Genomic DNA, 13,587 nt, shown 5'->3' on the forward strand with positions numbered 1-13,587 from the left:
CCATGCGGGGAGAAGGACACATGTGGCGCCCGCCCGCTTCAACAATTGCCTTTTGCCGTATGGGAGAAAGACATGAACAGAATTGACCCGATCGTCATCGTTTCGGCAGCCCGTACCCCGATGGGCGCCTTTCAGGGCAGCCTCAAGGATCTGACCGCGCCCGAAATCGGCGCCATCGCGCTGAAGGCAGCACTCGATCGCGCTGGCCTTGATGCCGTCGACGAGGTGCTGATGGGCAATGTACTGCCGGCCGGCATCGGCCAGAACCCGGCGCGCCAGGCAGCCCTTGGCGCGGGCCTCGGCAAAGAAACGCCGTCGACGACCATCTCCAAGGTCTGCGGCTCCGGCATGAAGGCGCTGATGCTTGGCCATGATGCCATCCTGTCCGGCAGCGCGTCGGTGCTTGCGGTCGGTGGCATGGAGTCGATGACCAACGCCCCCTATCTGCTGCCAAAGGCGCGCGGCGGCTTCCGCCTGGGGCATGGCGAGGTCAAGGACCACATGTTCCTCGACGGCCTCGAAGACGCCTATTCCGGCCGGCTGATGGGCACCTATGCCGAGGACACGGCCGAACATTACCAGTTCTCGCGCGCCGATCAGGACGCCTTCGCGCTGCGCTCGCTCGATCGCGCCAACCGGGCGGCCGAGGATGGTTCCTTTGCCGAGGAGACTGTGGCGGTCAGCGGCGCTGGAAAGCGACAGACCGCCAATCTCGATCGCGACGAGCAGCCGACCAAATCGGATCCGGCAAAGATCCCGAAGCTGAAACCCGCCTTCCGCGACGGCGGCAGCGTGACGGCAGCCAATTCGTCGTCAATCTCCGACGGGGCAGCGGCGCTGATCCTGATGCGCGCCAGCGAAGCGGAAAGGCGCGGACTGACGCCGCTTGCGATCGTCGCCGGCCATGCCGGCCATGCGCAGGAGCCGGCCTGGTTCACGACCGCGCCGATCGGCGCGATCGACAAGCTGATGGCCAAGCTCGCGTGGGAGAAGGGCAGCGTCGGCCTCTACGAAATCAACGAGGCCTTCGCCGTGGTGGCGATGGCGGCGATCCGTGATCTCGGCCTGTCAGACGATATCGTCAACATCAATGGCGGCGCCTGCGCACTCGGCCATCCGATCGGTGCGTCCGGCGCCCGCATCATCGTGACCCTGCTTCACGCGATGCGCGCCAAGGGCGTCAAGCGCGGCATTGCCTCGCTCTGCATTGGCGGCGGCGAGGCGACGGCGGTCGGGCTGGAGCTGTTGCAATAGCGCAGCGCGGCCTTCCGGCCGCCTCGCGCTTCAACCTACGAAAAACGCCGCCGGTCGAACCGGCGGCGTCTCTGTTTTTTGCAGGCAGTTTGCCTCGCGCCTCAGCCCATGCGCTCGGAAGCGTAGGAACCCGGGCTCGGCGGGAAGACGACGACGCGGTTGCCGTTGATGAAGCAGCGATTGTGGATATGGGCGTGTACGGCGCGGGCGAGCACCTGGCTTTCAACGTCACGGCCGATCGACACATAGTCTTCCGCGCTCTGGGCGTGGGTGATGCGAGCAATGTCCTGCTCGATGATCGGGCCTTCATCGAGGTCTGCGGTGACGTAGTGCGCCGTCGCACCAATCAGCTTCACGCCGCGCTCATAGGCCTGCTTGTAGGGGTTTGCGCCCTTGAACGACGGCAGGAACGAGTGGTGGATGTTGATGATCCGGCCCGACATCTTCTTGCAGAGCGCATCCGACAGGACCTGCATGTAGCGGGCAAGCACGATCAGTTCGGCGCCGGTCTGGTCGACGAGCTCGAGCAGCTGGGCCTCGGCCTTCGGCTTGTTCTCCTTCGTCACCTTGATGCAGTAGAAGGGGATGTCATGGTTGACGACCACCTTCTGGTAGTCGAAGTGATTGGAGACGACGCCGACGATGTCGATCGGCAGCGCGCCGATCTTCCAGCGATAGAGCAGGTCGTTGAGGCAATGGCCGAAACGCGACACCATCAGCAGCACCTTCATGCGCTCTTCACTGTCGCGGATTTCAGCATTCATATCGAAGCGCTTGACAACCGGTTCGAAGCCGGCCTTCAGCTCGTCGAGCGTCACGCCTTCCTGGCTAATGAAGGTAAGCCGCATGAAGAACAGGCCGGTTTCGAGGTCATCGAACTGCGAACTGTCTGAAATGTAACAGCCCTTTTCGGCGAGATAGCCGGTGATGGCGGCGACGATGCCACGGGTGGTCTTGCAGCTGACGTTCAGCACATAGCTTTTCATCGGTAGGTCTCTCGCTCCAGAGGTTTTTCCGGCCCCCCTTATACGGCCAGTCACACAAAAACTAGCGCGGCCTTTTCGCCGCCGTCGATCCATTCGCGACATTCGCTTGACGGAACTGGCCAGACGGCGCCGGCGGCACGATATGGGTTCTCTCGCTGGTGCCTGGAGAAAGGATCAGGCAGGAGGCCCCGCGGCTCTAGCGCGGTGTGCGGTCCGGGTGCGCGCGGGCGAAAGCCTCGATCTCCGCGCAATTCTGATCGATTGCCACAACCCGCGGGCAGGCGCTGAGATCCACATCCCAGCGGCGGGCATTGTAGACCTGAGGCACCAGGCAGAAATCCGCCATGGTCGGGCTGTCGCCATGACAGAAACGGCCGGTCGCGGAATGATCGAGCAGTCGTTCGAAGGCAGCGAGCCCCTCGCCGATGAACTTGCGCATCCAGTTGCGCCGCGCCGCCTCGCCGTCCTCCGCATTGGCCATGACATAGGAAACCACGCCGAGATTGCAGACCGGGTGGATGTCCATCGCAACCGCATAGGACAGCATGCGCACCCGCTGACGGCCGATGGCGTCAACCGGCAGGAAGCCGGACGCCACTCGCGTCTCGGCAAGATATTCGATGATGGCGAGCGATTGCGTGAAACGCTCGCCATCGATGTCGAGGGCAGGCACGAGCCCCTGCGGGTGGCGGGCCAGATGCTCCGGCGCCTTGTGCGCCTTGGCAAGCAGGTCGACCGGCACTGAACGATAGCTTTCGCCGAGGCTGTTGAGCGCGATGCGCACCCGATAGCTCGCCGACGAACGCCAGTAATCGTAGAGGACGATCTCGCTCATGCCTTTGCCCGTTCTTGTAGGTCGGCCGTATCAAGCCCGGTTGTAGGCTTCGACGGTCTGCTCGATCGCGCCGAAGATCGAATGACCGGTCTTGTCCTTCATCTCGATGCGCACGACATCGCCGACGCGGAGGAACTGGGTCTTCGGCGCGCCGCCGGCAATCGTCTCGATCATCCGGACTTCCGCGATGCAGGAGTAACCGGCACCGCCCTCGGCAACCGGCTTGCCCGGGCCGCCATCGAGCTTGTTGGAAACAGTGCCCGAGCCGATGATCGTGCCGGCGCAAAGCGGCCGGGTCTTGGCCGCGTGGGCAACCAGTTGCGCAAAATCGAAGGTCATGTCGACGCCGGCATCGGCGCGGCCGAAGGGCTTGCCGTTCAGGTCGACGCAAAGCGGCAGATGCAGCTTGCCGCCATCCCAGGCATCACCCAGCTCATCCGGCGAAACGGCGACCGGCGAGAAGGCAGACGACGGCTTCGACTGGAAGAAGCCGAAGCCCTTGGCGAGCTCGGCTGGGATCAGGCCGCGCAACGACACGTCGTTGACCAGCATGATGAAACGAATTGCCGCCCGCGCCTCTTCGATCGTTGCAGCCATCGGCACATCGTCGACGATGACGGCAACCTCGCCCTCCATGTCGACGCCCCAGCTTTCGTCGGCAAGCGGGATCGGATCGCGCGGTGCGATGAAGCTGTCGGAGCCGCCCTGGTACATCAGCGGATCGGTCCAGAAGCTCGAAGGCATCTCGGCATTGCGGGCCTTGCGCACCAGCTCGACGTGATTGACGTAGGCCGAACCGTCGGCCCATTGGTAAGCGCGTGGCAATGGCGACAGGGCGTCGTGCTCGTGAAAGCGGATCGTCGGCTGCGAGCCGGTCTCGATTCCCTCCGCCACGCGCGCAAGCCGCGGACCGGCATGCGCCCAATCGTCGAGCGCTGCCTGCAGCGAGCGGGCGATGTGCCCCACTTCCGAGCAGCGGGTAAGATCGCGAGAGACGACCACGAGCTTTCCGTCGCGCGTACTGTCCTTGAGTGTCGCCAGTTTCATGCAGTCCTCCCTCTCAATCTTTTCATTGTTCACGCAGTTTCGGACGAAACCGCGCTTAGGCGGACGAATCGTCCGCAATCTTCACAACAAGGCCGTCGGCGGCGATCGTCAAGGCGCCCGCCCAGTTTTTGCGGGTCGCCGCGATCCAGTCCGTTTCCGAAATCTCGGGATCGTCGGCAGGGATCAGATGGTGCAGCACCAGCCGGCCGACGCCCGCGGCCGTTGCGATCGCGGCCGCTTCTCCGGCAAAGCTGTGGCTCGCCAGCAGATGCTCCTTCAACCGTGCGCCATTGCCGGTGCGCGCCACCAGCCGGTCGACGCCTTCGGCAAGCATCGCCTCATGCACGAGAATGTCGGCCCCTTTGGCGAAATCGGCAAGCGGCGGGAAATAGGCGGTATCGGACGAGAACACGACAGAACCTTCCGCATGGTCGAACCGAAGCGCAAAACAATCGGTAACCGGCGGATGGTCGACGCGCAGCGCCGAGAGCGTCAGGCCACTCTCCGACAAGATTTCGCCTTCGGAGAACTCTATGACCTCGACCAACGCGCGCAGATCCGGCCGGCCCTCATCGACGATGCGGATGTCGATATCGAAGGCCATCGATTGCAGGAAGCCCTGCCAGTAGGCGCGGGTGCCGGCGGGGCCGAAGACGCGCACCGGCTGCGATAGCCCCGCGGTCCAAGCCGTGTGAATGAGCGGCCCAAGCTCGAGCACATGGTCCGAATGCAGATGGGTAATGACGATCAGGTCCAGCGTCTTCAGCGCGACACTGGCATTGGTCAGCCCGCGGGTGACGCCGAGACCGCAATCGACGACAACAGTCCGGCCGCCGATTTGAAGCAGAGACGACGTCGGCCACGGGCCGCCCGGCCGGATCGCCGGACCACCCTTGCTGCCGAGCAAAACCAGGCGTGAACTCAAGACCAATCGCCTTCCGGCGTCCCGTTGAACCGCTTCTTGAGATCGCTCCAGCAGTCAATGTAGTTGTCCTGCAACGTCTCCAGTTCGGCGGCGAAGCGGGTCAGCTGCTGCGGGAAGCGGGTCTCGAACATGAAGGCCATCGTATGGTCGAGCTTCACCGGTTTCAACTCGCTATTCGTTGCCTTGTCGTACCCTGATGCATCCGGCCCGTGCGCCAGCATCATGTTGTGCAGGCTCATGCCGCCAGGCACGAAGCCTTCCTCCTTGGCATCATAGCGGCCATAGATCAGCCCCATGAATTCGCTCATGATGTTGCGGTGATACCAGGGCGGCCGGAAGGTGTGTTCCGCCACCATCCAGCGCGGCGGGAAGATCACGAAATCGATGTTCGCCGTGCCCTCCTCGCCAGAGGGTGCCGTCAGCACCGTGAAAATCGACGGATCCGGATGGTCGAAGAGAATGGCGCCGACCGGCGAATAGGTCTTGAGGTCATATTTATAGGGCGCGTAGTTGCCATGCCAGGCAACGACGTCGAGCGGCGAGTGACCGATCTCGGTCACGTGGAAGCCGCCGCACCATTTCACATGCACGCGGCAGGGCGTTTCCTTCTCCTCGAAGGCGGCGACCGGCGTCTTGAAATCGCGCGGGTTTGCAAGGCAGTTGGCGCCGATCGGGCCGCGATCCGGCATCGTAAACTTGGCGCCGTAATTTTCGCAGATGTATCCGCGCCAGACCTTCTCCTCACCACGTCGTGTCACCTTGAACATGGTGCCGCGCGGCACGATGCAGATCTCCGAGGGCTCCACATTCATCTTGCCGAGTTCGGTGAAGACCTGGATCGCGCCCGTTTCCGGAACGATCAAGAGCTCGCCGTCCGCATTGAAGAAGTAGTCGTCCACCATGTCGGCGTTGAAGGCATAGGCATGTGCCGCCATGCCGGTCTGCGTCGGCGCGTCGCCCGCCGTCGTCATCGTGCGGATGCCCTGAAGGAAATTCAGTTTCTCCGCCGGCACCGGCAGCGGGTTCCAGCGCAACTGGCCGAGCGCCAGCGAATGCTCGGCCACATGCGGCGCCGTCTTCCAGTGCGGGTAGTCGATCTTGCTGAAGCGACCGGTGTGACGGACGCTCGGGCGGATGCGGTAGAGCCAGGACCGCTCGTTCGTGCCGCGCGGGGCAGTGAAGGGCGATCCGGAAAGCTGCTCGGCATAGAGCCCGTAGGCGCATTTCTGCGGGCTGTTCTGCCCCTGCGGCAGGGCACCCGGAAGGCTTTCGGTCTCAAAATCGTTGCCGAAGCCGGGCATGTAGTTGAGCGCCTCCTCAGCCCTCACCTGCGCCTCGGCCTGTTTTCCTGCCTTGTCCAGCATCGTCGATCCTCCTCCTCATGGCGCCTCACTTCGGGTTCTCGAAGCGACCTGCGAAAGGTCCGGCGCAATCCCAAATACCGCAGCGACGACCTTTTCCCAGGTGGACGAAATTGCCGCGTTCGGCATATTAGTTGCAATCGTAACTATCGATTTTGTAACTATCAAGGACGCCAAAATGGCCGCCGATGGCTTCGAGCTCAATGCCTTCCTGCCCTATCGCCTGAACCGCGCGGCGGAATTTGTCGCATTGCGCTTTGCCGCCCAATACAAGGCGCGCTACCAGCTCACCCGCCCGGAATGGCGCACGCTCGCGGCCCTCGGCAGCACTGGCCGTCCGATGACGGCAACCGAAGTCGGGGGCCACTCGGCCATGCACAAAACCAAGGTCAGCCGCGCCGTCGCCGCGCTCGAAAAGCGCCGCTGGCTCACTCGCCGTGACGACGAGGGCGACCGCCGCATCGAGCATCTGGAACTGACGAAGACAGGCATCCGGGCCTATGGCGAGCTGACGGAGCTAGCCGCCCGCTATCAGGCCGAGCTGGATACGCTGATCGGCCCAGCCGGCATGCGGGCGCTCGCCACTGGTCTGGAAGCGGTCGAAGCGGCCATGGGTAGGACTGGAAGCAACTCTGTGGCCGACGATTGACGCTTCAGCCCTTCATCCGCTCCGGGATCGGCACGCCCTCGAAACTCTTGAGGGTTTCGAGCACAATGGACGTCTTCACATGCTGCACGCTGTCATGCGGCAAAAGCACGTCGTTGACGAAGCGCGACAGCCCCGCGAGGTCAGGCGTCACCACGCGCAGGTGGTAGTCCATCTCGCCCGTCAGCGCATAGGCCTCCAGCACCTCCGGCAGACTGGAGACCAGCTTGCCGAACCGCTTGGCATTGTCGCGATTGTGGGTGGCGAGCGTCACCGAGATCACCACCATCAGATCGAGGCCGAGTTTCTGCCTGTCGATCTGCGCCTGATAGCCGGTGATATAGCCTTCCGCTTCGAGCCGGGTGCGCCGCCGCGAGCATTGTGATGGCGAAAGCGCGATGCGTTCGGACAGTTCGTTGTTGGTCAGATGCCCGTCGCGCTGCAATTCGCTGAGGATCTTGAGATCGAACCCGTCAAGCTGCTCCATTCGTGCATCCTAATACGCAATATTGCATGTTTCGTGCGCCATTCTGTCTAAACCGCGCAAGAATACAAGCATTGTGCATGGAAATTGCGTCATACTCCGGCAAAGTTTGGAAGAATAAGAGGAGACTTCCGATGGGCCCCTTCCCGCATGATGCCCCGCCGGCAACGATTACCGCCGATAACCCCGCCGGCACCGACGGATTCGAATTCGTCGAATTCGCCCATCCGGAACCGGAGAAGCTTGCCGAGCTCTTTACCCGCATGGGCTACAGCCCGGTCGCCAAGCACAAGACCAAGAACATCACGGTCTGGCGCCAGGGCGACATCAACTACATCCTGAACGCCGAGCCCGGCTCGCATGCCATGCGCTTCGTCGACGAGCACGGCCCCTGCGCCCCGTCGATGGCCTGGCGCGTCGTCGATGCCAAGCACGCCTTCGACCATGCGGTCTCGAAGGGCGCGATCCCCTACGAAGGCACGGACAAGTGTCTCGACGTACCGGCGATCGTCGGCATCGGCGGTTCGCTGCTCTATTTCGTCGAGACGTACGGCGCCAAGGGCTCGGCCTATGAGGCCGAATTCGAGTGGACCGGCGAGCGCAACCCGAAGCCCGAGGGCGTCGGCTTCTATTATCTCGACCACCTGACCCATAACGTCTATCGCGGCAATATGGACAAGTGGTGGGCCTTCTACCGCGAACTGTTCAACTTCACCCAGATCCACTTCTTCGACATCGACGGTCGCATCACCGGCCTCGTCAGCCGTGCGATCACCTCGCCCTGCGGCAAGATCCGTATCCCCTTGAACGAATCCAAGGACGACACGAGCCAGATCGAGGAATATCTTCGCAAGTACAAGGGCGAAGGCATCCAGCACATCGCCGTCGGCACCGAAGGCATCTACGATGCCACCGACAAGCTGTCGGACAATGGCCTGAAGTTCATGCCAGGTCCGCCGGGAACCTATTACGACATGTCGCACGACCGCGTTCACGGCCATGACGAACCGATCGAGCGGATGAAGAAGCACGGCATCCTCATCGATGGCGAAGGCGTGGTGAACGGCGGCATGACGAAGATCCTCTTGCAGATCTTCTCGAAGACCGTGATCGGCCCAATCTTCTTCGAATTCATCCAGCGCAAGGGTGACGAGGGCTTTGGCGAGGGCAACTTCCGCGCCCTGTTCGAATCGATCGAAGCCGATCAGATTCGCCGCGGCGAACTGGGGCCGCAAGCGGCAGAGTAAGCCGCCCCAAACACCCGTCCCATCGAGCCTCTCGCCTCCCGGCGAGGGGCCTACCGGCGGCCATGGGGCCAGTGAACAATACGGTGCAGGCGTCTCAATCCCTCGGTGCCGGTGGTCGACGATCCTTTCCGATCCTCCGGCACGAGGCTGCGCCTGCCATCCCTGGACTGAATACAAGACAGGGATAAATAACCAATAGATCAAAATATCTGCGGTTCAGCGCGCCCGTGCAGGCGCGTGTCACCGTTCGCAATCTCAGTTCGTGACCTCGTTGACGACACGCCAGTTCGGTCGACCAAGGTCATGCGGCCAATTGACCACGTCACGGTCGTTGAAGTAGACGACCTCGGCCAGCTTCGGGAACTGCGGATCCGGTTGTGTCGCGGCATTCATCCATGGCTGCATGTAGGTTTCGCTGCCTTGCCATCCGAGCTCGGCCACCCAGATCGGCTTCTTGTACTTGGCCACCAAATCGTAGCCGGGCTTCAACGCCTCGGCGAAGGTCTTCGGCGCTCCGTATTCGATCTTGTCGAAAGCTTCGAACCCGAAGACCGACAACCCGACGAGATCGACATATTTGTCACCCGGGTAGTAGGCTTCGAGGTTCGGCAGTCCTTTCGGCGACCACATGATCTGCGCCTTCGGGGCTTTCTTGCGCACGATGTCCATCGCGTGCCTGTAGGCCTTGATCCAGTCCTGGGGTTCCCAGCCAGCCCACGAGAAGCGGCCGGAGGTGTCTTCCATTTCCTGGCCCCAGCGCACGATGACCGGGCTCTTCAGTTGGGCGATCGCGTTGGCGATCGCTTCCATGTTGGGGTCATACTCGCCCCGGAGCATACGGTCGCGAAGCTGCGTTGGTGTCAGTTTCCAGTCGAGCGACCAGGACCAGGGCTCGATGGTGATCAGCAGATTGCGATTGCGCTGAAGGGCGTATTCGTCAGCGGTCTGCAAGGATGCGAGATCGACGTCCTCCCAGGGCAGGAACAGGGCTTCGGTCGTCACATCGCTTTGGGCGCCGAAATCCCCATGCGGATCGTAGGCGCCGAATTTCGTTCCGCCAAGGTGCATGACGGGACGTTTGTCGATCATCGTCTCGGTCTGTCCGGCATTGCCCGCAGGATTGGCTTGTTCCTGCGCCAATGCCGATACCAAGCTGCCGAAGTCCAGCTGTAGAGCTAGGGCAGTGCATAGGGCGAATGCCAATTTGCGTTTCATTTCATCCTCCTGCGGCGTCTATTTCTTGGCCAGGAACTGTTCCTTCAAATTCAACGCCTTTGCTGTGATGTCGTCCTGGGCGACGAGGCTGTAGTAGGCATCATTGGGCTTGGGCTTGGCATGCCTGAAGACATACCACTCGCCGTTTGGCACCTTTCGCTGATAGATCGTGTCGCCGATCCTGGCGTGGCCGAAGCAGGTCCGGGCATCGCCGGCATTGGCCGCGGTCGTCCAGATCGCCTGCATGCACATCATGCCAAGGTCGCTGACGTACCAGTTGCCTTCGGCAAAGGACCGGTTGCCGTTGCCCTTGTCGACGAAGGCCACGAGCTTGCGGTCATGCGCGGTGAAGCGTGCACCGCCGGTAGACCATTGCCAGGTCTTGTTGCGATAGAGGGAATAGACCTCATAAGCGCTGAGCGGCGTTGGCTTGACTTCCATCTTCGCCTTGACCGGCTGGGCGCCCAGATAGACCGCAGCGGCTGCAAGCGGCAGCAACAGCGGAACAACCATGACTTTTATTGACCCATTCATTGCCTTTCTCCTCACACTGGAGATTACAAACTCGACGGCGCGCCGCCGTCATGACTGCACGTAGTATCGGCTGACCTTCTTGGTCGTCCTCGTTTCCCCGACCCGCGTTTCCCCGACGCTCATCCGGCTTCCAGTCGTTGCGTTGATGCTCCTTCTCTCGACACTGTTTGGGGTGGTTCGTGATACGGCAGGCTCGATCCGCGCCCCGCTCTCGTGCGGCTGCGAAAAGCCTTTCCATTGCAGACGGAAGCGAACGATCCTGAGGTTCGTGCCATGCCCTGCGCCGGCAACCGTGTACTTCGCCTCGGTAAAGGTCACGAAACCCAGGCCATGCGACAGGGCCTCCGTTGCCTCGGCGCCATGGCGCACGGCCGATTGAGCCGAGAGAACCGAGACCAGCACCAGAGAGCCTGCCGTTATCGCCGTCATCGTCGAACGCGGCATGAGCGGCAGCCCGTTCTCGCGGGCGTGTCGAACATGGATCACCACCACGAGCCCGGCATAGATGAGGGCGTTGATCTCGGCAAAGACGTAGAAACCCCGCGCCGTTCCGGCATCGGACACGAGCCAGACCGCGAGCGCCGACACCAGGGAAAGCACGAGATAGGGCGTCAGCACCCGAAGCGGCAGGGGAGCCACCGCGCCGCCGCCCTTCGGCGTGATGCGAAAATCGACGAACGAGCCGGTCAGATGGTCGCGCACCGCTGCCAGGCAGCCGAGCAGCGACCACGGCCAGCGCGCGAACAGGAACAGGACCGTCTCCCAGCTCAGCACCCGCGCATCATGCGGCCGGAACGTACCGGTCGAACGCCAGAAATAGGCGAGCACGACTAGAACCAGCGACAGGGGCACGAAATGCAGCAGAAAGTCGGGATAGTCGACCTCGACGAAGGCCCGCCCCATCATCAGCGCCGCGATTGGCATCAGGAACATCAGCGCCATGAAGAACGAAAACAGCGGGTACCAGAACTGCGAAAACAGGAATTGGAACTGCAGCCCCGCCGGCAACTTCGGCACATAGGCCGGCGAGTATTTCAGCAGGATCGCGACAAGGCTGCGCGACCATTGGAACTCCTGAACCACAAGATCGGCAAAGTTCGCCGGTCCATCGCCGTGGGCTATGGCGTTGTGAGCATGGACGCCACGCCAGCCATGGGCATTCATCATCAGCGTCGTCGAATGATCTTCGGCGAGTTCCGGCCCCAATCCGCCGATCTGCTTCAGCGCCTTTGTCCGCACAGCGTAATGTGACCCGATGCAGAGCGGCGCCCAGCCGTTGTTGTAGCCGACCTGCAGGGAGCCATGAAGGCTCGCCTCCGCATAAAGCCGCCCGCGCGCCGCCCAGCTGGTTGCGGCGTTTGCGTCGCATATGCTCGGCGCCGAGACATAGCCGACCGACGGGTCGTTGAAAGGGCGCAGCACCTCGACGAGGTAGCTGGCTTCAGGCACGTGATCGGCATCGAACTGCGCCACGAAATCGTAGCGGTCATAGCCGTAGTGATCGTAGAAGTAGGCAAGGTTTCCTTCCTTGCAGCGCGTACGGCGCGGCCAGGCGGCGCGATGATAGTCGGCGATACCCTTTCGCGTGGAGATGAAAACTCCGTGGGCCGCACACCAGGAAGCCGTCTCCGGCGACGGATCCTCGTCCGCCAGCCAGACATCGAAGTCACATCCGGTCTGGTCCAGCATCGCCTGCAACGTCTTGCGCACGACGGCAAACGGCTCGGAAGGCGCCTTGGTGACGACCATCGCGATCCGTCCGTGCGGCACCGGTCCCGTGCTCGCTGTGGCAACCTTCGCGCCGGAAAAGATCGCGATGAAATAGACCGGCAGCAGGGTAATCCACCCGACAACGACGGTGATCAGTATATAGGACGGCCAGTCCATCACGTGAGCCGGGTCGAGCCACCACCACCAGAAATACGCGAAGGCGGCGAACCACGCGGCAACGCCCAGCATGTTCAGGATCTGCAAGCGCCCGGAGAACAGCGCCGTCAGACGCGGCCGGACATGCCGCGCACCCGAGAGATCGACATAGTGCCGAAATCCATCGATTGTGGACGTCCAGCTCATCGCCGCACCTCCAGCCCGAAGCCCGGCGCCGCCGTGCGGATGATGGTTTCGATATCCGACAACGCCGGTCGGAAGCCCAGCCGCTGCCGCGCCCGACTGCTATCGGCATAGAGCACCGGCGGATCACCGGGACGACGCGGCAACATCTGCACGGGGACCCGTCGCCCGGTGATCCGATCGATGGCTTCCAGAACCTGCCGGATCGAGGTCCCATGTCCGGAGCCGAGATTGGTGCGCAGCACCTCGCCGCCGTCGCGCAGATAGTCGACGGCGGCGACATGAGCGTCGGCGAGATCGGTCACATGAATATAGTCGCGAATACAGGTTCCATCCGGCGTCGCATAGTCGTCGCCGAAGATATCGAGTCTTTCGATCCCGCCGGCCGCCGCCATCAGGGCACGCGGAATGAGATGCGTTTCCGGATCGTGCCGTTCCCTGAGTTGTCCTTCCGGATCGGCGCCCGCGGCGTTGAAGTAGCGCAAGGCGACGGAGCGGAAATCATAGGCACGCGCATAGTCGCCGAGCATCAGCTCGATCATCAGCTTCGTGTGCCCATAGGGGTTGATCGGAAACTGATCCGTATCCTCGGTGATCGGAAGCCGCTGCGGCACGCCATAGGTGGCGCAGGAGCTGGAAAATACAATGCGCGCCAACCCGGTCGCGCGGCAGGCTTCGAGCAGCGCGATGCTGCCTGCGACGTTGTTGCGGTAGTACTTTCCCGGGTCTTCGACGGATTCCCCGACATAGGCGGAAGCCGCAAAGTGGATCAGGCATTCGGGAAGGTGCGTCCGGATCGCCGTTGTCAGCCGTTCCGTATCCTCAAGGTCCCCTTCGACGAGGGGACCCCAGCGCACGTTGTCCCGATGTCCCGTCGACAGGTTGTCATAGACGACGGGAACGAAGCCCTGCTGGGCAAGGCGCTTGCAGGTGTGGCTTCCTATAAAGCCGGCACCGCCGGTGACGAGTACGACGCGGGGCAT

The 13,587-nt window shown here is 62.4% G+C and carries 13 protein-coding genes; 3 read left to right on the forward strand and 10 right to left on the reverse strand.

The genetic code is table 11. From position 1 onward, the window contains the following. Window positions 1-72 precede the first annotated feature (72 nt). The gene (locus AB4Z53_RS29945) at window positions 73-1,254 is read left to right on the forward strand and encodes an acetyl-CoA C-acyltransferase (protein WP_113535963.1); all 1,182 of its coding nucleotides are present in this window, start codon (window positions 73-75) and stop codon (window positions 1,252-1,254) included. Between the two features lie 101 nt (window positions 1,255-1,355). Here the strand turns inward: AB4Z53_RS29945 and purU are convergent, their stop codons facing one another. The 5 genes from purU to hmgA form a co-directional block, all read right to left on the reverse strand. Then, window positions 1,356-2,240 (reverse strand): formyltetrahydrofolate deformylase, encoded by an 885-nt coding sequence (purU, locus tag AB4Z53_RS29950; protein WP_223725679.1) that lies wholly within the window; start codon window positions 2,238-2,240, stop codon window positions 1,356-1,358. Window positions 2,241-2,436: 196 nt separating this feature from the next. Continuing rightward, window positions 2,437-3,075 carry a maleylacetoacetate isomerase gene (gene maiA, locus AB4Z53_RS29955; protein WP_441599065.1) on the reverse strand — a complete coding sequence of 213 codons (639 nt, stop codon included), beginning with the start codon at window positions 3,073-3,075 and terminating at the stop codon, window positions 2,437-2,439. A gap of 30 nt (window positions 3,076-3,105) precedes the next feature. Next, window positions 3,106-4,122 carry a fumarylacetoacetate hydrolase family protein gene (locus AB4Z53_RS29960; protein ID WP_441599066.1) on the reverse strand — a complete coding sequence of 339 codons (1,017 nt, stop codon included), beginning with the start codon at window positions 4,120-4,122 and terminating at the stop codon, window positions 3,106-3,108. 55 nt (window positions 4,123-4,177) lie between these two features. After that, window positions 4,178-5,047, reverse strand: coding sequence for an MBL fold metallo-hydrolase (locus AB4Z53_RS29965; protein ID WP_441599067.1), 870 nt, complete (start codon window positions 5,045-5,047; stop codon window positions 4,178-4,180). Next, the gene (gene hmgA / locus AB4Z53_RS29970; protein ID WP_441599068.1) at window positions 5,044-6,411 is read right to left on the reverse strand and encodes a homogentisate 1,2-dioxygenase; all 1,368 of its coding nucleotides are present in this window, start codon (window positions 6,409-6,411) and stop codon (window positions 5,044-5,046) included. The genes AB4Z53_RS29965 and hmgA overlap by 4 nt, the downstream gene beginning before the upstream one ends. A gap of 175 nt (window positions 6,412-6,586) precedes the next feature. Here hmgA and AB4Z53_RS29975 point away from each other — a divergent pair, with 175 nt between their 5' ends. Next, the gene (locus AB4Z53_RS29975; RefSeq protein ID WP_441599086.1) at window positions 6,587-7,057 is read left to right on the forward strand and encodes a MarR family winged helix-turn-helix transcriptional regulator; all 471 of its coding nucleotides are present in this window, start codon (window positions 6,587-6,589) and stop codon (window positions 7,055-7,057) included. Window positions 7,058-7,061: 4 nt separating this feature from the next. On the opposite strand, the gene AB4Z53_RS29980 is transcribed toward AB4Z53_RS29975, so the two are convergent. Next, a complete protein-coding gene (locus tag AB4Z53_RS29980; RefSeq protein ID WP_065375464.1) occupies window positions 7,062-7,541 on the reverse strand; it encodes an Lrp/AsnC family transcriptional regulator in 480 nt (159 codons plus the stop codon). A 131-nt stretch (window positions 7,542-7,672) separates the two neighbouring features. On the opposite strand from AB4Z53_RS29980, the gene hppD reads away from it, so the two are divergent. Then, a complete protein-coding gene (hppD, locus tag AB4Z53_RS29985; protein ID WP_441599069.1) occupies window positions 7,673-8,785 on the forward strand; it encodes a 4-hydroxyphenylpyruvate dioxygenase in 1,113 nt (370 codons plus the stop codon). A gap of 255 nt (window positions 8,786-9,040) precedes the next feature. On the opposite strand, the gene AB4Z53_RS29990 is transcribed toward hppD, so the two are convergent. The 4 genes from AB4Z53_RS29990 to galE all read right to left on the reverse strand — a co-directional run bounded on the left by AB4Z53_RS29990 (window position 9,041) and on the right by galE (window position 13,587). Then, window positions 9,041-10,000: a glycoside hydrolase family 26 protein gene (locus tag AB4Z53_RS29990; RefSeq protein ID WP_441599070.1), complete on the reverse strand. Its 960-nt coding sequence runs from the start codon at window positions 9,998-10,000 to the stop codon at window positions 9,041-9,043. Between the two features lie 18 nt (window positions 10,001-10,018). Next, window positions 10,019-10,534 (reverse strand): DUF995 domain-containing protein, encoded by a 516-nt coding sequence (locus tag AB4Z53_RS29995; RefSeq protein ID WP_113535954.1) that lies wholly within the window; start codon window positions 10,532-10,534, stop codon window positions 10,019-10,021. Window positions 10,535-10,582: 48 nt separating this feature from the next. After that, window positions 10,583-12,493, reverse strand: a complete 1,911-nt coding sequence (locus AB4Z53_RS30000) for a glycosyltransferase family 2 protein (protein ID WP_441599087.1) — start codon at window positions 12,491-12,493, stop codon at window positions 10,583-10,585. Window positions 12,494-12,603: 110 nt separating this feature from the next. Next, window positions 12,604-13,587 (reverse strand): UDP-glucose 4-epimerase GalE, encoded by a 984-nt coding sequence (galE, locus tag AB4Z53_RS30005; protein WP_441599071.1) that lies wholly within the window; start codon window positions 13,585-13,587, stop codon window positions 12,604-12,606.

Source organism: Ensifer sp. 2TAB8 (assembly GCF_052115125.1).
In the GTDB taxonomy this organism is placed as follows: Bacteria; Pseudomonadota; Alphaproteobacteria; order Rhizobiales; family Rhizobiaceae; genus Ensifer.